Here is a 21,456-nt window from a genome sequence, read left to right as displayed (position 1 = left end):
CAACCCATCGCCGGGAGCCCCGGAGCAGGACAGGATTTCTCCGGCGGCTCCCCTGAGTGGAGGACCCCATGGACAACAAGCTCGGTTACGAACTCGGGAACTGGGTGGTGTCGCAGATCCAGAACCCGGACCGTCCGGCCCGGACGACGTTCACGCTCCTCGACCAGGAGTGGGAACTGCTCCCCGAGGTGTTCCCGCCCTACACGGACCCGGGCCCGGAACTGTTCGCCTCCTGGGTGCCGTACGGAAAGGGCATCCGCTTCCTGGAGATGGGCTGCGGCGCGGGCCTCGCCTCGGTGCTCGCCGCCCAGCGCGGCAGTGAGCGCGTGGTCGCCCTGGACATCAACCCGGCCGCGGCGGAGAACACCCACCGCAACGCCGCCCGGCACGGGGTGTCCGACCGGGTCACGGCACTGACCAGCAATCTGTTCGACGCACTGGAGCCCGCCGAACCGTTCGACCTGGTCTTCTGGAACACCCCGTTCATCGAGGCTCCGGAGAGCCGCTCCTGCGCGGGCCGGATCGAGCGCGCGGTCTTCGACCCCGGCTACGAGATGGTGCGTCGGTTCTTCCAGGACGTGGTACCCCACCTGACCCCGGCCGGCCGGATCTACCTGGGCACCAGCGAGGCCATGGGCAACAAGAACAAGATGCTGCGGGCGGCCGCCGACGCCGGATTCGATGGCCGCCGCTACCGCAGCGAGACCGTCGAACTGCCCGCGGCGGACTTCCCGGAATCCCCGGTGGTCGCGGCCCACACCAACGAGCGCGGAATCGTGGACATGGACTTCACGATGTACGAGTTCCTGCGTCACTGACCCCACATATCCGGCCCGGCCGGAATGCCCCGTGCCAAGTCACGAGCATCAGTTCAGACGAATGCGAATTCACAGCAGGGCGACAGGACCTGCCCCTGAGGATTGGAATGCCATGAGCGCCAACGGGAACGCGGACGGTACGGGCTTCGATGTCGTCATCGCCGGCAACGGAGTCCTAGGATTATCGCTCGCCTGGGTCCTGGCACAGCGGGGACAGCGTGTCGCCGTACTCGGCCGGCCACACCGGCCCTGGGCCGGATCAGCCGCGGCCGGAGCCATGCTCGGCTGTTTCGCCGAGGTCACCACCTCGCTGCTCGCGACCGAGCACGGCCGGGCCAAGCTCGAACTCGGCATCCAGGCGACCAAGCTGTGGCCGCAGTGGCTGGCCGGACTCGAGGCGAGCACCGAGGGCGCCCCCATCAAGACCGCCGACGGCACCACCGTCATCCTCAACACCATCGGCACGGCCGAGATCGACGACGCCAACTACAACGCCATCCGTACCGAGCTCGCCCGCTACGACGAGCCCTTCGAGGACGTCGAGCCCGCCGACCTCGACTGGGTGGACGCCGAGCCGATCTCCCGGCCGCTGAAGGCCTTCCACATACCCGGTGAGCACGCCGTCAACGCTGCCGCACTTCTGGAGCGGCTCGAACAGGCGGCTGTCCAGGCAGGCGCCACCCTCGTGCCCGAGCCCGCCACCCGCGTCGTGCACCAGGGGGAGCGGGTGACCGGAGTGGTCACCGCGTCCGGGCGGACGATCAGCGCCGACCAGGTGACGCTGGCCGCCGGCGCACGCAGCCAGGAGCTCCTGGACAGTCTGCCCATCGGCTCCCGCGTCCCCCGCCTCGTCAGCGGTTACGGCGTCTCCTCCCTGATCAGGACCGCGGACGGCACCAGCCCGGACAGCGTCGTCCGCACCCCGAACCGTTCTTTCGCCTGTGGCCTCCACGTCGTCCCACGCGGCGACGGGCACGTCTACCTCGGCGCCACCAACGTCATCTCCGTGGAACCGCGTGACACCGCCGAGATGCGCGACCTGGTCTTCCTCCTGCAGTGCGCCCACCGCCAGGTTCGCCGCAACCTCTGGAACAGCGACGTCGCCAAGATCCAGGTGGGCAACCGCCCGGTGTCCATGGACGGCTTCCCGCTGCTCGGCCGCGGCGGCATGCAGGGGCTGTGGATCATGACCGGTACCTACCGCGACGGCCTGCACCTCTCCCCTCTCCTGGCCCAGGACTTCGCCGCCCGGATCCTGGGCGAGGAGCCGGAGGCCGACCTGGACCGCTTTGCCCCGCTGAGGCAGCCCCTCAAGACCGGCACCCGCGAGGAGATCGTCGACGTCCTCATCGACCACCAGATGGGCATCGGCTACGAGCAGGACTGGACGATACCCGTCGAGTGGCACCAGTGGATCGAGATGGATCTGCGCCCCGCCACGCTCGCCTGGGCGAACGAGCTGGACCCGGAGTTCACCCCGCCGGCCGAACTGCTCTTCGCGTCCCGCTTCGATCCCGAGCTGGTCAGCCTGGTGCGCAAGTACTACGCGACCTGCCGCGAGAACAGCTGACCCACGCTCTCCCTCCGTGCACCACAACAACCACCCGCCGCGGGCAGGGGCAACCACCCCTGCCCGCGGGGCACTTCGAGAAAGGACAGTGCAATGGCAGTCGAGGCCCTCGACCCCCCCGACCTCCCCAAGCCCTACGGATGGCGGCAGCTGGCCGTCGGTACCGGTAACCGAGTGGTCTTCCTGAGCGGCCAGACACCGCGCACCGCCGACGGCGAGCCGGTGGGCATGGGCGACCTCGCGGCCCAGACCGAGCAGGTCTACCTCAACGTCGCGACCGGCCTCAAGGCGGCCGGCGCCACCTTCGACGACGTGCTGCGCCTGACGATCTACGTCGTGGACTGGTCACTCGACAAGTGGGAGGCCATCACCGCGGGCGCCGAGCGTGCGGCGGCCAAGCTGGGCGCGGACGTCATCCGGCCCACCACCCTGGTCGGGGTCGCCACCCTCGCCGAGCCCGACTTCCTCATCGAGATCGAGGCGACCGCCATCGCCGCCTGAGCCGACCCCGCACAGGTGAGGCCCCGCCGGACCGGCGGGGCCTCACCTGTGCGGGGGGCGGGGTCAGCGCGCTTTGGCGAGAAGGTCCTCCACCACCGCGGCCACCGTCTCGGGCGAGGGCAGCGCGGGGTGACGGCTTACGGTGCCCGTGGTCGGGTCGAAACCGTTGTGCCACTCCGGCTCGTTGACGATCCCGCCGTCCTCGCGGATCTGCGCGATGTTCCGCCCGACGGCCGGCTTGTGCCACATCGTGGCGCCCATCACCGGGAAGTAGACGACGGGGTAGTCGACCGACAACGCCACCGTCATCAGCCGATTGGGCGCGGCCCCGCCCGCCGCGGTGGCGAGCGTGTGCGCTGTAGCGGGCAGGACCGCGAGAATGTCGTGGTCGCCGGCGATCCGGGACGGCTTGTCGGTCGGCCAGTCCGCCGGGGACTCCCCGTACACCACTCGCTCGGCGAACAGCGCGACGCTCTCGGGTGAAATGAACGACCCCGCGGTGCGGGTGAGCAGGACCGTGAACGTGCTGCCCTCGATCTGGCGGCGCATCGCCTCGATATATGACGGAAGTCCGGTCACCGCAATAGATCCTGTTGCCCCGACGAGTATGCGTTTCCCGGCCGATCCCGGGGATTTCAGAATGTCCATGCACCGATGATGTCGCCGGGCTCCCGTCGTGGGTCAATGGTGAAGTCCGATCTGTGGCCGGGGAGTCCGGCGCGGGTCAAGCGATAGTCGAGCGCCGGTGAAACCCTACGGTCACCCTTACGGTCGGACCGTATTGAAGACGTTTCCGCCCCCCTCCTAACCTCCATTTTCGTATAGGAATTCGAAAGCCCACCTGGGCATCCGACAGCCTGGGCATCCGACAAAAAAAGGGGGCGGACCTCGATGGAGGATCTTTTCGCGGAGCTGCGCTGCGGGGCCGAACACACCCGCCCGGACGACGCACGGCTGCCCGGCCTCAAGCCACAGCCGGAGCGCCGTCACGAGCCGTTCCCGCTCACCGACATCCAGCAGGCCTACTTGATCGGCCGCCACAAGGGCCTGGAACTCGGCGGCATCTCCAGCCAGTACTACCTGGAGTTCGACTGTCCCGGTCTCGACATGGACCGTCTGGCCGAGGCCCTGCGGAAGGTCATCGACCGGCACGACGCCTTGCGCACGGTGGCCGGCCAGGACCAGACGCAGCGGGTTCTCGCCGCGGACGAGGTGGAGCCGTACGTCATACGCAGCACCGATCTGCGGAGCCGTGGCGCTGAGGAACAGATCGCCGAAGTCGAGAGGATCCGCGCCGAGTTGACGGAGCAGGTGCTTCCGGTGGACCGGGCGCCGCTGTTCGACGTCCGTGCCTCACTGCTCGACAACGACCGGGTCCGGCTCCACATGGCCGTGGATCTGCTCTTCGTCGACATGCGGGGCCTGCGCAGGCTCCTCGACGAGTGGCGCCTCTTCTACGACGAGCCCGGCCGGCACCCGGAGCCGCTGGAGCTGTCGTTCCGCGACTATGTGCTCGCGCAGGAGGAACTGCGCGGCGCCGCCCTGGGCCAGGAGGACGCCGCGTACTGGGCGGACCGCCTCGACACCTTGCCGCCCGCGCCGGAGCTGCCGCTCGCCGTGGCGCCCGAGCAGCTCGGCACCCCCCGCTTCGTACGGCACCGTGCGGTGCTGGCGCCGCAACGTTGGGAGGCGCTGCGTGCGGCGGCCGCCCGGCACGGGCTCACCCCGTCGGGTGTGCTGCTCGCGGCCTACGCGGAGGTGGTGCGGACCTGGTCGCGGCGGCAGGAGTTCACCCTGACCGTCACCCAGTTCCACCGGCTCGGGCTGCACCCGCAGCTCGATGCCGTCATGGGCGACTTCCTGACCCCGAGCCTGCTCGCCGTCGGCGGCCGGGCCGAGGAGACCTTCGAGCAGCGTGCGCGGGCCGTTCAGGCCCAGGCCCTGGAGGACTTGGCGCACTCCACGCGCGGCGGAATCCGGGTCCTGCGCGACCTGGCCCGCCGCAGGGACGACAGCCGGGCCTCGATGCCCGTGGTCTTCTCCAGCATGCTCGGCGCCGGCGACGGCAAGACGGACGCGGGGCGCCTTGAGGTGTTCGGCGAGCTGGTCCACGACCACAGCCGAACTCCCCAGGTCTGGCTGGAGAATCAGATCCTCGAGCTGGACGAACGGCTCTCCATCAACTGGAACGCGGTCGCCGGCCTGTTCCCCGAGAACACCGTCGAGGCCATGTTCGATGCGTATGTGACCCTGCTCGACCGTCTGGCCGACGACGCTTCCGTGTGGGACGCCACCCGCGGGATCGTGCCGCTGCCGGACACACAGACCGAGGAGCGGGTGCGAGCCAACGCCACGGCCGAGGACATCCCGCCGGCGCTGCTGCACGAGCTGGTCTCCGAGGCGGCCGTGCGCCGCCCCGACGCCATCGCGGTCGTGACGCCCGGCGCAGAGACCACGTACCGCGGGCTCACCGAGGACGCGCACCGGATAGCGCACCGGCTCCTGGACGGCCCGGGCGCAGAGCCGAACGAGATCGTCGCCGTGTCGATGCGGCCGGGTGCCGCCCAGTTCTCGGCGCTGCTCGGCGTGCTGCACGCCGGCGCCGCGTACGTGGCCATCGACCCGGAACTGCCTGAGGAGCGCCGCCTGAAACTGCTGGCCCGATGTTCCGTGCGGGCCGTGATCACCGATCCCGAGCTGCGGGACACCCTGGCCTGGCCGGAGGGCGCGACGGTCCTGACTCCACAGGACCGGGCCACCCTGAAGTGCCCCACCGAGCGCCCCGAGCGCCGCCAGGGCCACGACGACCTGGCCTACGTCATCTTCACCTCGGGCTCCACCGGTGAGCCCAAGGGCGTGATGATCACCCACCGCAGCGCCGCCAACACGGTGCAGGACATCAACCGGCGCTTCGGTATCGGTGCGGACGACCGGACGATGGCGCTCGCCCCGACCGGCTTCGACCTGTCGGTGTACGACCTCTTCGGCGTCCTCGGCGCGGGTGGTGCCGTCGTCGTGCCCGACCCGGCGCGCGGCAACGACATCGCCCACTGGTCGCAGCTCATCAGCCGCTACGGCGTCACCATCTGGAACAGTGTGCCCGCGCCGATGCGCATGTGGATCGACTCGCTCGGTGACGGGGGAGTCCCGCGCGGCTGCCGACTGCGGCTCGCCCTGCTGAGCGGCGACTGGATCCCGGTCGACCTGCCGAAGCGGATACGGGAGGCGATCCCCGCGATGCGGGTGATCAGCCTCGGCGGCGCCACCGAGGGCTCGATCTGGTCGATCCACCACCCGGTCGAGGCCGTCCGGCCCGAATGGGCGAGCATCCCGTACGGCAAGCCGCTGGCCAACCAGACCATGCACGTTTTCAACCAGTGGCTGGAGCCATCCCCTGTCGGAGTCACCGGCGAGATCCACATCGGCGGCGTCGGCGTGGCCCTCGGATATCTCGGCGACCCCGAGCGCACCGCCGAACGCTTCCTGGTCCACCCGGTCACCGGGGAGCGCCTCTACCGCACCGGCGACCTCGGACGCTACCTGGACGGCGGCGATATCGAGATCCTGGGCCGCGAGGACTTTCAGGTGAAGATCAACGGCTACCGGGTCGAGCTGGGCGAGATCGAGGCCGCTTTGCTGCGCCGGCCCGAGGTGCGCAGCACGCTCGTCACCGCGCCCGCACACGCCCGTACCGGGCAGCGGCAGATAGCCGCGTACGTGGTGCCCGAGCCCGGGAAGGACCCGGACCCGGCCGTGCTGCGTGAGGCGCTGGCGGCTCTGCTGCCCGGCTACATGGTGCCCAGCCGTTTCCTGACCCTGGACGCCCTGCCCCTGACGACGAACGGCAAGATCGACCACAAGGCGCTGCCGGCGCCGTGGAACGACGATCCCGAAGGCGCCTCCGCGCGGGTGGCGCCGCGCAGCCGGGTCGAGGAGCGGCTCTTCGAGCTCTGGACCCAGCAGCTCGGCCACGGCGACTTCGGTGTGGAGGAGGGCTTCTTCGACATCGGCGGCGACTCCCTGCACGCCGTCGGCCTGCTCGCGCTGCTGCGCACCGAGTTCGGCATCGAGGCCGACATGGAGCAGGAGATGGTCGAGGGGCTGTTCATGAACGCGTCGATCGCGTCCTTCACCGAACTGATCGCAACCGTCCAGGGGTCCGCAACGTGACCGCCCACCGCGATCCCGCCGCGGGGGTACGCGAGTGGGAGTACGTGATTGTCGGAGCCGGCTCCGCGGGAGCCGTGACCGCCGCCCGGCTTGCCGCGCGGGACTCCGGGAACGTCCTGCTCATCGAGGCCGGTGGGGACCAGCCCCGGCCCCGCCCCCGGGCCCACCCGCTGGCCGACGCCGGACGTCTCGTCCTGGCCGGCCACAACTGGGACTACCGGGCCAACCTGCGTACCAGCAACCGCTTGGAGGAGCTGGTCCAGGGCAGCACCGGGGCACCGGGGGCCGCGCCGGCCACCGGCGGCCGGGCGGCAGCCCGTGCCCTCTGGGAACGCTTCCCCTACCAGCTCGGCAAGGTCGTCGGCGGCGGCTCCGCCGTCAACGGCGCCATAGCCCTGCGAGGGCTGCCCCGCGACTTCGCCGCCTGGGCGGCCGCCGGCAACCCGGACTGGTCGTGGGAGCGTGTGCTGCCCTTCTACAAGGACATCGAGAACGACGCCGACTTCCCCGGACGGCTGCACGGCGACAGCGGACCGCTGCCGATCCGGCGCACCCCTCGCGATCAGGTGCACCCGTTGGACGCGGCGTTCTGGGAGGAGTGCAACCGGCAGGGCGTCACCGACCTCATGGACCTCAATGCCGGTGGCGAGGGCGGCGTCGGCCCGATCCCCGGCAACGCCGTGGACGGCGAACGCATCGACGCCTCCACCGCCTTTCTCGCCGGCGTCCGAGACCTGCCCAACCTCCATCTGCGCACCGGCCTCCGGGTCACCCGGGTGCTGTTCGAGAAGAACCGGGCGGTCGGTGTGGAGGCCGAACTCGACGGCACGCTCACCACGTTCCGGGCGCGACACGTTGTGCTCAGCTCGGGGGCCGTCGGCACCCCCGCGATCCTGCAGCGCTCGGGCGTGGGCGGCGCCGGACTGCTCAGGGCCCTCGGTATCGCGCCCGTGGCGGACCTGCCCGGGGTGGGCCGCGACCTGGTGGACCACCCCTCGGTCGTCATCTGGTCCAGGCCGGCCGACGGGGTGTGCACGCCGGGGCTGCCCTGGCGACAGGTCGCGGCCAGGATGAGCAGCGGCTTCGACGACGACGTGGACATCCAGACGGGATTGCTCAACAACGTGGAGAGCCACACCATCCCCGGCTTCGTCGACCGGCTCGGCTGGCCTCTGGTCGTCGGCATGTCGGTGATGCTGATGCGCCCGCGTTCCCGAGGCCGGGTCTTCCTCGACAGCGCCGACCCGTACGCGGCGCCCGTCATCGAACTGGGTATCGCCACCGACCCCGAGGACGTGGAACGGCTGTGCCACGGCGTGCGCCGGGCCTGGAGCTTCCTGCGGTCCCCGGGCCTGTCGGGCCGGCTGACCAGGACACAGTTCTGGAGCGACCGGATGGTCGCCAACGACGGCGTGGTGCGCAGTGGTGTCCGCCATATAGCGAACCCCGGCTGGCACGCGGCCGGTTCATGCCGGATGGGGCCGGAGACCGACCCATGGGCGGTCTCCGACCAGGAGGGCCGGGTGTACGGCACCGAGAACCTGCGGATCGCCGATGCCTCGCTCTTCCCTGCCCTCCCCAGCGCGCCCACCAATCTGACCACCCTGATGCTGGCCGAGAAGCTGGCCCGGAGCACGAAGGAGTGACCGTGCGACCCGTATCAAGGCCTCCGGTACGGCTCTACTGCTTTCCCCACGCGGGGGCGACCTCGCTGGTCTACCGGGGCTGGCAGCCGCTCGGCGAGCCGCACCTGTTGGTCCGGGGTGTGGACGCCCCGGGCCGCGGGACCCGCCGTCAGGAGCGGAAGGCCGCCGGTTTCCACGCCCTCGTGCGCTGTATGGCCGAGCAGGTGGTGGCCGATCTGCTGACCGAGCGGGAGCGGACGCCAGGTCTGCGCTGGGCGACTTTCGGGCACAGCTTCGGCGCGACCATGAGCCTCGCGGTGGCCGCGGAGGCGGCCCGGCAGGCCGGCGTCGCGCCGGAGAGGGCCGTACTGTCCGGGGCGGTCCCGCCCGGACTCCAGCGGCCCGGGGCGCTGCTCGGCTCCGTACCCGACGAGGAACTGCTCGCCAGGACCGCCGCCGACGGAGGGACCCCGTCCGCGGTACTCGCCGACCCGACGATGGGCCGCATCCTGCTGGGGATGCTCCGGGAGGACGACGCCGTCCGGGCCGAGTTCGCCCAGGAGGCGCGCGGGCTGCGGGTGGACTTCCCGCTCACCCTGATCGCCGCCCGGGAGGACGTCCACGCTCCGCCGGAGAAGGTCTGGCAGTGGACCGCGCACAGCACGGTCCCCGCCCGCCGGGTCGGGATCGACGGCGGCCACTTCGCTGCCGTCCGGCGTCCCGAGGACACCCTGGCCACCATCGTCGACGACACCGACCCCGGAGAGGGGTGACTGCATGGCACGCAGCAGGTATGAGGCCGAGCACGAGCAGTTCCGGGTCACCTGCCGGGAGTTCCTCCACCGTGAGGTACGTCCGCACCACGCCCGGTGGGAGCGGGACGGCATCGTCGACCGCGAGGTGTGGCGCAAGGCCGGGCAGGCGGGGCTCCTCGGCATCGGAGTGGGCCCGGCGTACGGCGGGGGCGGCGAGCCTGACTACCGTTTCCCGGTGGTCTTCTCGCAGGAGATCATGTGGGCCCGGGCGACGGCGCCCGGCTTCGTGGCCCACAACGACGTGATCGCCACCTATCTGACCGGGCAGACCACCGAGGAGCAGCGCAAGCGGTGGCTGCCCGGGCTCTGTTCGGGCGAGCTCATCGCGGCGATCGCGATGAGCGAGCCCGACGCCGGTTCCAACGTCGCCGACATCCGCACCACGGCGGTCCGCGACGGCGATTCCTACGTCCTCAATGGCCAGAAGACGTTCATCACCAACGGCGAGAACGCCGATGTCGTCGTGGTCGCCGCCAAGACCGCCCCCGAGCGCGGCGCCCAGGGCATCAGCCTGCTGGTGGTGGAACGTGGCACAGCCGGCTTCACCCGTGGGCGGCGCATGGAGAAGCTGGGCTGGCACGCCAGCGACACCTGCGAGCTGTTCTTCGACGACTGCCGGGTGCCGGCCGACAACCTGATCGGTAAGGAGAACGCCGGTCTCGCCTACATGATGGCCGGACTGCCCCGGGAGCGGCTGAGCATCGCCACCGTGGCCGTGAGTGCGGTCGAGCGGATGCTGGCGGACACCCTGGAATACGCCAAGAGCCGCGAGATCTTCGGCCATACCGTCGGAAGCTTCCAGCACAACCGCTTCCAACTCGCCACCATGGAGACCGAGCTGACGATCGCCCAGGTCTTCCTCGACCACTGCGTCGCCGGGCTCAACGCCGGGCAGCTCTCGGTGACGGACGCGGCCAAAGTGAAATGGTGGACGACGGAACTTCAGGTCGACATCGCGAACCGTTGTCTCCAGATCCACGGCGGCTACGGCTATCTGAAGGAGAGCGCGATCTCCCGGGAGTGGGCCAACAGCCGGGTGCAGACGATCTACGGCGGGACGACAGAGGTGATGAAGGAGCTGATCGGGAGGTCCCTCGGCCTCTGAATCCCCCGCGCCCCGCCGCGGTCATCCGTACCGGAGGCGGGGCGCGTATACCACCAAAACGGCATCTACAGTTGCCATTTTGGGAATGCGTCGGTCTAATGGCGGCATGGAGCAGTCACCGACGATCACCCGGGCCCTGTCCGCTGTCGGTCCCCGGCTCAAGCGGGTGCGCACCACCCGGGGTGTCACCCTCGCCGCGCTTTCGGAGGCCACCGGCATCTCCAAGAGCACGTTGTCGCGTCTCGAAGCGGGACAGCGTCGCCCCAGCCTCGAACTGCTGTTGCCCATCGCCCAGGCCCACCAGGTCCCCCTCGACGAACTGGTCGGCGCCCCGGAGGTGGGCGATCCGCGCGTCCGGGTCAAGCCCCACACGGTGAACGGCAACACGGTGCTGCCGCTGACGCGTCAGCCCGGCCCGCTGCAGAGCTACAAGATGGTCCTGCCGGCGAGCCGTGACACCCCGGAGCTGTGCACCCACGAGGGGTACGAGTGGCTGTACGTGCTCTCCGGGCGGCTGCGGCTCATCCTGGCCGACCACGACCTGGTCCTCGGCCCCGGTGAGGTGGCCGAGTTCGAGACCCGGCTGCCGCACTGGTTCGGCAGCACGGGGAAGGGGCCGGTGGAGGTCCTCAGCGTCTTCGGCCGCCAGGGCGAGCGGATGCACGTACGCGCCCGCCCGACAGGACGAACGCCCGCCTCCGGAACATGATCCGGAGGCGGGCGTTCGGGGCCGGAGGCGACGCCATGGCCGTCGCGCGTCCGCTCAGCACATGGGGACGGACGCCCCGGAGCGGCCTGCGGCGGCGCGGTGCGCCGCCAGATCACGCTCGATCTCCTCGTCCACCAGGTCGTGGTTGAGGGCGAAGGCGGCCGCGGCGCCCATGCCGGCCGCGGTGACGGCCTGGGCGCGCGAGTCCGTCACGTTGCCGACGGCCCACAGGCCCGGGCGGCTGGTGCGGCCCGACCGGTCGGTGACCAGCCAGCCCTGTTCGTCCTTCTCGCAGCCGAGACCGTCGAAGGCCCCGTCGTTCGGCGTCATCGCCGGGAAGAGGAAGACTCCGGCGCATTCCACCGTCCGCCCGTCGGCGAGTTCCACCGTGTGCAGCCGGCCGTCCTTGCTCAGCAGGGTGGACACCGGCCCCTCCACCACCTCGACCCCGCGGGCGTCCATGCGTTCGCGCTCCTCGTCGGTGAGCGGGCGGCTGTGCGGGACGTACACGATGTGCGGCGACCACTGGCGCAGCAGCAGGGCCTGCCCGGGCGAGGCCGGGTGCACACCGAGTACGACGATGGGCCGGTCGCGGACTTCGTAGCCGTGGCAGTAGGGGCAGAAGTGCACGTCCTCGCCCCACATCGCCCGCACCCCCGGGATCTCGGGCAGCTCGTCGCGCAGGCCCGTGGCGAGCACGACGTGCCGGGCGTCCAGGGTCGCGCCGCCCTCCAGGCGGACCACGTACCCTCCGGCCTCCGCGGCCTCGACCTGGTCCGCCCGGCCATCGATGCGGACGACGCCGTAGCGCGAGATCTCCGCACGGCCGGCTTCGAGCACGGTGAGCGGGGGGACGCCGTCACGTGAGAGGAAACTGTGCATGTGGGCAGAGGGGGCGTTGCGGGGCTCCCCGGAGTCGACGACGGCCACGGTGCGACGGGCCCTGGCGAGCACGAGCGCGGCGTTGAGCCCTCCGGCCCCGCCGCCTATCACGATGACGTCGTACGAGGGTTGGTTACTGGTGTCGATATTGGCGCCAGTCATGGCGATCACCTCCTCCGGAAGAGTGCGGTGCGCGGCTGAACCGGGCAATCTTTGTTGCCGTTTCCGGGACCGGATCCCCGGGGGGCTGATCATCAGAAGCACCTCGTCGTGGCCGAGTGTCCTGGAGCTGCCCGAGGCATGCTGTTTGCTGTAATGGCAACAGGGGTTGTCGGACCAGGTAGGGACATCGCAGCCTGAGTCCGGCCGAAGTCATCGATAACCGGGAGACTGCACAGTGACTACCCAGGAAGGCGCCGGAGCCGCGCCGGGAGCTGGTGGCAACGCACGCGCGCTGAACAACCGCGTCCACCATGTTCGATCCGGCGAGTTGGACGGCCACGCCGCCATCAGCGGCGGCACGGTCGATTCGAAGAAGCTCTGGATGGGTCTGGTGGAGAACCCGCCCTTGAGCGCGACGGACAACCACCATCACGGTGAATCCGAGGCAGGGATCTACGTGGTCAGCGGCCACCCCGTGTTCGTCTACCACGACGGCACGGAGGAGGTGCGGCTCGCCGCCGGTCCCGGTGACTTCTTCCTCGTCCCGCCGTTCGTCCCGCACCGGGAGGAGAACCCGGACCCGGACGAGCCGGCGGTCGTCGTGATCGCCCGGACCACGCAAGAGCCGATCAAGGTCTCCGTGCCTGAGCTGTACCACCTCGAAGAGACAGCCGCACCGTAGAGGGACGCTGCCGAGGCAGCAGAGGACGGGAGGACGACCAGGGCCGGCGCCCTTGGCCCTGACGAGTCATAAGGCTCCTGAGCAGGCGCTTGGTGGCCCGGGCCGAGTTCTGGCTTCCCGCCCGGGCCGGCCTCTGTCCAGGTGTACCCGGCGGCTGTTGGTCACGCGTCGGCCGTGCGTCCCGGAGGCCGGTGCGGCCGTGCGGGCTGTTCGGCTGGAGACCCGTATGCCGCCGGTGGGCATCAGCTGCGGAACCTGCCGTCCCGCACGCGGCGCTCGACTTCCGCGCTCACTGGGCCGGCTCCAGCCCTTCGAAGCGCACCGTCCAGCGCCGGTCCGCCGGAAAGCCCGGCGCGTGCCGGTCGGGTGCGCCGTCCCAGCCCGCTGCCATGAACGCGATGGCGTACAGCAGTGCGCCGTTGCTCGGGAAGTACGGGAACGGCCCGCCGGTTGCCAGACCTGCGTCGTCGAACTGGAAACCGGCGGCTGGGTGCAGCAGGAAGTCCACGGCGTCGTCGGGGCGTCCGAGTCGCGCCGCGCACATGGCGAGCATCGGGAAGTCCCATCCCCAGGTCCGGTCGAACTGCCAGCCGGTGAAGACCTTCTCGGCGGTGCGGGCCATCGTCGGGACGTCGACGCCGTCGCCCGGCAGCCAGCCGTACGGTCCGATCAGGGCCGGATGCTCGTAGTTCCACTGTGTCCACATGTCCTGGACGCCTTCGTGCAGGACATACGTACCGTCCTGCACCGGCAGCGGCGCGAGCCCGTCGTGGACACGCTGCCACCCCGGATCGCGGCCCAGGCCGAGCCGTTCACGCCACTGCTGCGCGACCCGCAGGCCGAAGCGCCAGTAGGCGAGCTCGAACGTCGGGTTCTGCGTGGTCTTCGGGTCGGTGTTCTCCGAGACGATGTACAGGGGCGGACCGAGGATGTAGCGGCGCGTGTCTTCGTCCCAGAAGGCCCAGGAGGAGAGGAAGTCGGCGGTGTCGAAGACGATGTCGCGCCACTTGCGCAACGTGCTCTCGTCGGGATGTGCCCGGTAGTCCATCTCGGCGAGGAAGACCGGGTGCGGCTGCTGCCACACCAGCAGGGCGTGGATGGCGTGCGGTGACTCGCGCCCGTCGGCCGTCGTGCACTTCGGCCAGCGCGCTCCGCGGAAGCCCTGGGACTCCGCGCGTTCGCGCGCCGACCGGTGGAAGCGTTCATAGACACCCAGGCTGCGGTCGAGCATCGGCCAGCGGTTCCACAGCGCCCAGTGCGCACCGTGCCACCAGTACATCTCCATATGGAACTTGCCGTTCCAGCCGTTGTTGACGAGCCCGGATTCCTGCGGCGGCAGCGAACCGGCCTCGTTCGCGCGCATCAGGTACTGGGAGAGCACGACACGCCGCTCCAGTTCCGTCCAGCGCGGATCGGTGCTCGCGGAGAGGTCGATCGCTCCACCGGAGAGCCAGTACTGCCGCCAGGCCCGCGTGCTCGCCGCGAAGGCCGCGCTCGACGTCGGCACCGACCCGGACGGCTTGGGCGCGAACGTGCAGGTGAACCGCAGCCGATCGGTCCGGCGGCCGCCGGCGAGACGGTAGCGGTGCCGGTCGGCCGCTGCTCCGATCGAGAGGTTCTGGCCGTCGAGGACAACGATGTCGTGGTCCTGGCCCGCGTACGTGTAGCCGAGCACCAGGCGCTTGGCCAGGCCGGGCGCCGGGTCGCCGAGGTTCGAGTGGTCGACGAGGAGGATGAGCGAATTGTCCGCGACCAGTCGCGCGAGCTTGCCGGTGACGTCGGCCCAATGACCGTCGGTTCCGTACCGCGCGGTGCGGATGACGAGTTTTCCGGCGGCAGGGCCCGGGCCGGTGAACACCCCGTGGCCTTCCCAGGCGAGCGAGGCGTGGTACTCGGTGGAGTCCAGGCGGTGCGTGATGTCGGCGTGGTTGTGCCCGTGTGCCGTGGTCGTCGTCTCGTGGGCGTCGGGGGCGGCGTAGGTGCCGACGTACGCGGCGAACTCCTGCTGATCGGCGTAGGGGAAGTCGAGGAAGACCGCCAGCCGCTCGGCAGCGACGAGCGGCGAGTCGATTTCCACGGCGACCGTGTCGTGATCGGGGTGGCAGCAGGTGCGGACGTGCACTGCTTCACCGGCGATCTCGAACCGGCTGTCGATGACGCCGGTCCACAGGTCGAGTTCCTGGTGGATTCCCTTGATGTCGTCGGCGACGGCCGCACGGCCGCCGGGCATGGTCAGCTCAAGACCGATACGCCCGAGGTTGATGCGAGCCGGGTTGGCGTAGAGCCAGGACGACAGGTCGGGCTGGTCCGGATTCGGTATGGGGTACTCGACCGGGCGGCCGTGCGTGTCCCAGGTCTGGCCGCGGAAGTCCGACGGCTTCTGGCCCGGCGGCAGCGGGAAACTGTGCCATCCCCAGTCGGACATGGTGTTGAAGGGGACGAACGTCTGCAGCCCGGTGACATCGACACCGAAGGCGAACCCGCCGTTGCCGACCTGGAGCGGGCTCTGTGTGTCGAGTTTCCCGCGCACGACTCGATGGCGGGCCACGACAGCTCGCCGGTCGATCGGACGTACCGACGGGGTGACGGCCGGTGCCGGAGCTGCGGCAGCGGGCTGCGGAGTGACGCCCACCGCCGCCGCGGCCGCCGAACCGGACAGGAACGTTCTGCGAGTGACCATACGGTGCTTCCTGGCTTCCTGGTCTGAGAGATCGAGCGGCCACCCGTCTCGGCCGATGGGGGGGGCGAGGTACCGGCGGTTGTCTCTGTGCTCGTCAAGGGGCCTGATGCGGCATCAGGGGGCGGGCGGAGTCGGCCCGGTCCGCACATCACGCGCCCGGCAAGGGACTGGTCGGCCGGTCAGCCGACCAGTGCGTGTCAGGCTCCCTCACCCTCACCGGCATCGAACACTGGACAGCCCATGGAGGTGACGACGCCATTGATTCGTTTCAAACTGGCGACAGGCTAAGCCAGTTGTCTCGATTCAGGCAACGCACAGGAAGCAAGTCATCTGTGCCGCTCTCCGGCGTGCGACCTCCCCGGGCGCCAGGGAACATTTCCGTCTCTCCTCCGCCCCGATGGTGCGGACGGTCCGGCGCGCCCCGGCAGTGACGAACCTGGACGAGGGCTCTGCGCCGTGCCCCGTGACCGACGGGCACACCCTGTCCGGCCTGCTGGTTTGCCGTCTTCCCGGGCTTGTCCCGCCGGCGAACGTCGGCTGCGGGCGCGGCTGTCGGACGGCCCGGCCAGCTATCCGTCCGTCGGTGCGGAGGCCGGGGTTCCGCGGACGGGCGACCCCTGGCACGGCGTGGTGGGCGCCATCGCTTCCGGGGCCGGCGACCGCGGACGGTCTGCCGGGTCTTCATGGTGGTGCGCGGTGAAACGATTCCGGTGCGGGCTGTTTACAGGCTTCGTCCCGACCGGTAAGCCAGCACCAGCACTGTTCGAAGTCGTCCGGTGCTGTTGGTAGTTGACTGGTTCCGATACGGAGGACTGGATGAGACGGCGAAAGCTACGTGCCGGCCCCATGGTGCTGATGGCTGCGGCAGTCACCGCCGCACTGGCCCTGGGTTCGGCCACCCCGGCGAGCGCATTGTCCGACAACGTTGTCAGGGCGCATTCCGGCCCTGCGGCCACGTCATGGACCGTGCAGCGCGGCGGGCCCACCGCGGTCGTCACCCTGAACCGGGCCGACGGCTCGCTCGGCTTCTCCGTCCGGCGGAACGGACGGACAGTGCTCGAACCGGCGCCCGTCGGTGTGGTCACCGATCAGGCGGATCTGACCTCGGGACTCCACCTGCTGCACCGTGACAGCCGTGCGGTCGACGAGAAGTACACGACGACCGTCGGCAAGCAGCTCCACCGGTCCGTCCACATGAACGAGTCGCGGTTCGCCTTCGAGGGAAAGGGGGGTGCCCGCCTCGACCTGGTGGTCCGGGCCGCCGATGACGGCGTGGCATACCGCTATGTGCTGCCCGGCAAGGACGGCGTGACCATCGAGCACGAGGCGTCCGCCTTCCAGCCCCCGGCCTCCTCGCCGGCCTGGCTCACCGCCTACTCCGCCCCGCACGAGCAGCCTTACGACCGGAGCACCGCCGCCTCCGCGGGCAGCGGCGAGTACGGCTACCCGGCACTCTTCCAGGTGGGCGACCAGAACGTCGTACTCGCCGAGTCGGACCTCGACGGCCGGTACTCCGGCAGCCGTCTCGTGCACCAACAGGGCACCGGGCGCTACGAGGTGGCGCTGGCCGACAAGGAGGTCCACTCGGACGGACCGCTCACCACCCCGTGGCGCACCGCCGTCATCGGCGACCTCGCGACCGTCACCGAGTCCACCCTCATCGACGACCTGGCACCGCCGTCCAGGATCCGCGACACCTCCTGGATCAAACCAGGGAAGGTCGCCTGGTCATGGCTGGCCGGGTTCAACGAGGCTCAGCGCAGCCTGGCGACGCAGGAGAAGTTCGTGGACTACGCCGCGGCGCACGGGTGGCAGTACGCCCTCGTCGACGACGGCTGGAAGACCACGGACTGGATGCCGCAGCTCATGGACTACGCGCACCGGCGCGGAGTGAGGATCCTGCTGTGGATGGCCTGGACGGACCTCGACACGCCCGCCAAGCGTGACGCGCAGCTGGACAAGGTCAAGAAGTGGGGCGCCGCCGGCCTCAAGATCGACTTCATGGACTCCGACACCCGTGAGCGCTACCAGTGGTACGACGGAATACTCAAGGCCACGGCGGCGCGCAAACTCATCGTCGACTTCCACGGCTCCACGATCCCGAACGGCATCCAGCGCACCTGGCCGCAGGTGATGTCGATGGAGGCGGTGCACGGCGCCGAGCAGGGGGACGTCCGGGCGGACAACATCGCGACGCTGCCGTTCACCCGTAACGTGGTCGGTTCGATGGACTTCACCCCGATGGGTTTCCAGTTCGGTCAGCGCAACACATCCGATGCGGCGGAACTGGCCCTGTCCGTCATCTTCGAGTCGGGTCTGCAGAACTTCGCGGGCAGCATCGAGGAGTACCGGGCCCGTCCTGAACTGGCCCGCTTCCTGGAGCAGGTACCGACGGTCTGGGACGAGACGAAGCTGCTGAAGGGCAGCGCGCCCGGTCGGAGCGCCGGCTTCGCGCGACGCAGTGGCGCCCGATGGTTCCTGGGTGAGATGGCCGCAGGTGCGGCTCGTACCCACCGGGTGCCGCTGGACTTCCTGAGCGGCGGGAAGTGGCGCGTCGACGTGGTCCGCGACGGCTCGGACGGTCTGGTCCGGGAGAGCCGGCTGCTCACTCGCCACGACACCCTGAAGGTGCCGGGTACCGAGAACGGTGGATTCGCCGCGATCGTCTGCCGCGCTGTGCCCGGCCGGACCAGTTGCGACATGCCCGTACGCCATGTCCCCTCCAGCACGCTGACGGTGAACACGCGGCAGACCGCGGCGCATCCGGGCACGGTGGTGAAGCTCGGCGGCAGCTTCGCGATCGACGAGTTCGGTCCGGTCACCGATGTCACGCTCAGCGCGAAGACCCCGGCGGGCTGGAGCGTCGAGGGGTCGGGCGCGACCGCCGCCGAGCTGGCCACCGGTCAGCCGCTGACCGCGGACTGGCGGGTCACTGTGCCGGAGCGGCCCGCCTACGGCTGGACGGAGATTCCGGTCACCGCCACTTATCGGGACCCGGCCGCGGGCGCGACAGCCCCGAAACTGAGTCAGCGGAGGCAGGTCCGTGTCTTCGTGTCACCGCCCGGCATCGACTACGTCAGCGATCTCCCCTTCTCGGCGGAGAGCAACGGCTGGGGCCCGGTCGAGCGGGACATGTCCAACGGCGAGTCGGCCAAGGGCGACGGAGGTCCGCTGCGTATCGGCGACCGGACCTACGACAAGGGGCTCGGTGCGCACGCGCCCTCCGAGGTGACGGTCGACCTGGGCGGTACCTATGACCGTTTCAGCACCGATGTCGGCATCGACAAGGAGACGTCGGACAAGGGTTCCGTGGTCTTCGACGTCATCGGTGACGGGAAGGTCCTGGGCACGAGCGGGCTCATGGGCCCGGGCGACGCCGCCCATGCCTTCGACATCGACGTCACCGGCGTGCGGCAGCTGACCCTGCGCGTGACGGACGGCGGCGACGGTAACGACTCGGACCACGCCGACTGGGCCGACGCACGGCTGCACATCGCCGCCGGCGCCGCCCGCAGGTAACCGGACCGGGTCCGGCGAGCGACCGGCGAAAGCCCCTTCCGTGGGCCGCGGGGAACATCCGCGGCCCACGGATGCACAACACGGTGGCGCCCTGGTAAACATGCAGGTCAGATGAGGCCGACTTCTCCCGGAGTCGACCTGCAAGGGGCTTTTTCTGATCAGGAAGGTCAACGACGATCACGAGGCTATCGAGATCGTCTCCAGACATGGCAACGCCGTGCTCGTCTCGGCCGAGGACTACGCGGCACTGCGCGAGGGCTCATATCTCCTGCGCTCGCCTGCGAATGCGCGGCGTCTGCTCAAGGCGTACGAGAACGCTCTGGGCGACATCAACGTATCGGAGCGCGAGCTGATCGATCCGGACGTGACGGGCCCTGCCGTGGACGCCGCGTGAGGCTTGTCTTCGAGGATCAGGGCTGGGAGGACTGCACGTCCTGGCCCAAGAACGACCGCAAGATGCTCACTCGGATCAACAAGCTCATCGAGGACGTCAAGCGCGATCCCTTCATGGGGATCGGCAAGTCCGAGCCACTCAAGTACCACTTGCCCGGGGCGTGGTCGAGGCGGATCGACGACGAGCATCGTCTCGTCTACTTGGTCACGGACAAGGAGATCGTCATCCTCGCTGCCCGCTACCGCTACTAGTGGGCTGGTGGGCAACGTTGGGCCTGCCCCTGCGGTCGTGCACCCGTCGGCGGTGCGGGATCCGGGAGGAATTCCCTGGCGCTCCGGCGTGATCGGCCATGCGTACCTCGGAGAAGCCGGTTGCCACGTTGACACTCATTGTGTCCATCGGGTCACCCCGGTCTCTGGATCATCACGCAGGTCCTGCCTGGCGGTGAGGCCTGACTGGAACGACACGGCCACGCACCCGTCCCGTGGCCGAGGCCGACAATCTCTCCACACGGGTTCCGAAAATCTATGTCGGCCGGAGTAGACATTGGGTGGTGGTGTGGTTATGGTTTCTCTCGTAGCCCAGAGAGACAGCAGGGCCCGGCAGAGACGAACTGCCGGGCAGCGGTATCCGCAGTTGCAGTTCGCAGGACGGTGCGGTGGTGGAGTTTCGAAGCCAGGGTTGTTGCAGACGGCGACGGGACTGACGACCGGACCGGGTGGCCCGCGGTGATCAGGGGCCGCCGTGAGCAGTACCGCAGTTCACGCAGTGGCAGTACCCGCAAGTGCAGTACCGGCAAGTGCAGTACCCAGCAGTGAAGTTGAGTGAGCAGCACCTCGGTGAAGGCGTCGGCTGCGGACGCGCGCACCGGGAGGTTCGGCAGCGGGGTTCCAAGCCGGAGCAGACGCAGGACGGGCGACGGGGCCGGCTGTCGAAGGGTGGCGCTGTCACAGGCCACAGAGCAGCAGTATCAGTAGTGGGTAAGTGATTGTTTCCAGAGGGAAGAACGGAGGAGCAGGCGCCATCAGGATCGCCCGGGCAGAGCGTTGAGCCCGGGTACCGCAGGACATCGATAGTGAGGTGGTCTCCGGTCAAGCAACCGCGATCCCCGCAACCCACGCCCTCTCCCGGGCGTGCACGCGGAAACAGAAGGTCGGCGCAGTACCAGGGCCGGCAGATGGTGTAGCAGTTCCTTCGGGGCCCGGGTGCCATGCGGCACTCGGGCCCCTCGACGCGTTCCACAGAGAGGTGCAAATGACAGCAGGCGACTCGTTCGGCCGTCTCGACGACGATGACTATCCCGCCTACACGATGGGCCGGGCGGCCGAGATGCTCGGTACCACGCAGGGCTTTCTCCGCGCTGTCGGTGAAGCCCGCCTCATCACCCCGCTGCGTTCCGAGGGCGGCCACCGTCGCTACTCCCGCTACCAGCTGCGCATCGCCGCCCGCGCACGAGAACTCGTCGACCAGGGCACCCCCATCGAGGCCGCCTGCCGCATCGTCATCCTCGAAGACCAGCTCGAAGAAGCCCAGCGCATCAACGCCGAATACCGTCGCGCCTCCGAGTCGGAGAACCCGACGACCGCAGGCTGAGGCGCAAGGTGCCCACCACCCCCGCCCGACCCTCACGGCCCGCACTTTGGGGCGTGTGGCTGCCCTGACGGGCTGCTCTTCGACTGGTACGCCACGCGAACGGTGGGCGTCCGCCGTCAGGCGATGGCGGTGGGCTCTGGGGTGCTTGCGACAGGCCGCGCAGCAGCAGCGCTGCGCGGCCCTGCCTACGTCGGGACCTGACCGGCATACGGGCTGATGGGCGGCGGTCCG

16 protein-coding genes are annotated in these 21,456 nt (G+C 69.8%); 13 read left to right on the top strand and 3 right to left on the bottom strand.

What is annotated here, in order from left to right; all coding sequences use genetic code 11:
- Positions 1–68: 68 nt before the first annotated feature.
- The 3 genes from G3I19_RS01350 to G3I19_RS01340 all read left to right on the top strand — a co-directional run bounded on the left by G3I19_RS01350 (position 69) and on the right by G3I19_RS01340 (position 2,889).
- Entirely contained in the window at positions 69–818 is a 750-nt protein-coding gene (locus G3I19_RS01350) for a methyltransferase (RefSeq protein WP_164258517.1), read from the top strand.
- A gap of 112 nt (positions 819–930) precedes the next feature.
- Positions 931–2,388 (top strand): FAD-dependent oxidoreductase, encoded by a 1,458-nt coding sequence (locus G3I19_RS01345; protein WP_164258515.1) that lies wholly within the window; start codon positions 931–933, stop codon positions 2,386–2,388.
- A gap of 93 nt (positions 2,389–2,481) precedes the next feature.
- Entirely contained in the window at positions 2,482–2,889 is a 408-nt protein-coding gene (locus tag G3I19_RS01340; protein ID WP_164258513.1) for a RidA family protein, read from the top strand.
- Positions 2,890–2,952: 63 nt separating this feature from the next.
- Here G3I19_RS01340 and G3I19_RS01335 read toward each other — a convergent pair whose 3' ends face one another.
- Positions 2,953–3,537: a flavoprotein gene (locus G3I19_RS01335; protein ID WP_239073883.1), complete on the bottom strand. Its 585-nt coding sequence runs from the start codon at positions 3,535–3,537 to the stop codon at positions 2,953–2,955.
- Between the two features lie 243 nt (positions 3,538–3,780).
- Between G3I19_RS01335 and G3I19_RS01330 the strand changes: the two genes are divergently transcribed.
- The 5 genes from G3I19_RS01330 to G3I19_RS01310 all read left to right on the top strand — a co-directional run bounded on the left by G3I19_RS01330 (position 3,781) and on the right by G3I19_RS01310 (position 11,313).
- Complete coding sequence (locus G3I19_RS01330) at positions 3,781–7,059, top strand: non-ribosomal peptide synthetase (protein WP_164258511.1); 3,279 nt, start codon at positions 3,781–3,783, stop codon at positions 7,057–7,059.
- On the top strand, positions 7,056–8,705 hold the full coding sequence (locus G3I19_RS37950; RefSeq protein ID WP_164258509.1) for a GMC family oxidoreductase N-terminal domain-containing protein: 1,650 nt from the start codon (positions 7,056–7,058) through the stop codon (positions 8,703–8,705). Before G3I19_RS01330 ends, G3I19_RS37950 begins: the two co-directional genes overlap by 4 nt.
- A gap of 2 nt (positions 8,706–8,707) precedes the next feature.
- Positions 8,708–9,457 carry a thioesterase domain-containing protein gene (locus tag G3I19_RS01320; protein ID WP_164258507.1) on the top strand — a complete coding sequence of 250 codons (750 nt, stop codon included), beginning with the start codon at positions 8,708–8,710 and terminating at the stop codon, positions 9,455–9,457.
- 4 nt (positions 9,458–9,461) lie between these two features.
- On the top strand, positions 9,462–10,604 hold the full coding sequence (locus G3I19_RS01315; RefSeq protein ID WP_164258505.1) for an acyl-CoA dehydrogenase family protein: 1,143 nt from the start codon (positions 9,462–9,464) through the stop codon (positions 10,602–10,604).
- A 106-nt stretch (positions 10,605–10,710) separates the two neighbouring features.
- Positions 10,711–11,313 carry an XRE family transcriptional regulator gene (locus G3I19_RS01310; protein WP_164258503.1) on the top strand — a complete coding sequence of 201 codons (603 nt, stop codon included), beginning with the start codon at positions 10,711–10,713 and terminating at the stop codon, positions 11,311–11,313.
- Positions 11,314–11,367: 54 nt separating this feature from the next.
- Here the strand turns inward: G3I19_RS01310 and G3I19_RS01305 are convergent, their stop codons facing one another.
- Positions 11,368–12,357 carry an NAD(P)/FAD-dependent oxidoreductase gene (locus G3I19_RS01305; RefSeq protein ID WP_164258501.1) on the bottom strand — a complete coding sequence of 330 codons (990 nt, stop codon included), beginning with the start codon at positions 12,355–12,357 and terminating at the stop codon, positions 11,368–11,370.
- A gap of 235 nt (positions 12,358–12,592) precedes the next feature.
- Here G3I19_RS01305 and G3I19_RS01300 point away from each other — a divergent pair, with 235 nt between their 5' ends.
- The gene (locus tag G3I19_RS01300; protein WP_164258499.1) at positions 12,593–13,039 is read left to right on the top strand and encodes a cupin domain-containing protein; all 447 of its coding nucleotides are present in this window, start codon (positions 12,593–12,595) and stop codon (positions 13,037–13,039) included.
- A gap of 289 nt (positions 13,040–13,328) precedes the next feature.
- Here the strand turns inward: G3I19_RS01300 and G3I19_RS01295 are convergent, their stop codons facing one another.
- Positions 13,329–15,719, bottom strand: a complete 2,391-nt coding sequence (locus G3I19_RS01295; protein ID WP_164258497.1) for a DUF3395 domain-containing protein — start codon at positions 15,717–15,719, stop codon at positions 13,329–13,331.
- Positions 15,720–16,574: 855 nt separating this feature from the next.
- Between G3I19_RS01295 and G3I19_RS01290 the strand changes: the two genes are divergently transcribed.
- The 4 genes from G3I19_RS01290 (at position 16,575) to G3I19_RS01275 (ending at position 21,225) form a co-directional block, all read left to right on the top strand.
- The gene (locus G3I19_RS01290; protein ID WP_203598992.1) at positions 16,575–19,238 is read left to right on the top strand and encodes a glycoside hydrolase family 97 catalytic domain-containing protein; all 2,664 of its coding nucleotides are present in this window, start codon (positions 16,575–16,577) and stop codon (positions 19,236–19,238) included.
- A 154-nt stretch (positions 19,239–19,392) separates the two neighbouring features.
- The gene (locus tag G3I19_RS01285; protein ID WP_164258607.1) at positions 19,393–19,632 is read left to right on the top strand and encodes a type II toxin-antitoxin system prevent-host-death family antitoxin; all 240 of its coding nucleotides are present in this window, start codon (positions 19,393–19,395) and stop codon (positions 19,630–19,632) included.
- Positions 19,629–19,883, top strand: a complete 255-nt coding sequence (locus G3I19_RS01280; protein WP_164258493.1) for a Txe/YoeB family addiction module toxin — start codon at positions 19,629–19,631, stop codon at positions 19,881–19,883. The genes G3I19_RS01285 and G3I19_RS01280 overlap by 4 nt, the downstream gene beginning before the upstream one ends.
- Positions 19,884–20,886: 1,003 nt before the next feature.
- Complete coding sequence (locus tag G3I19_RS01275; RefSeq protein ID WP_164258491.1) at positions 20,887–21,225, top strand: MerR family transcriptional regulator; 339 nt, start codon at positions 20,887–20,889, stop codon at positions 21,223–21,225.
- Positions 21,226–21,456 lie beyond the last annotated feature (231 nt).

Origin of the sequence: Streptomyces sp. SID10853 (assembly GCF_010548145.1) — a bacterium.
In the GTDB taxonomy this organism is placed as follows: domain Bacteria; phylum Actinomycetota; class Actinomycetes; order Streptomycetales; family Streptomycetaceae; genus Streptomyces.
This window is presented reverse-complemented; position numbering and strand designations above follow the sequence as displayed.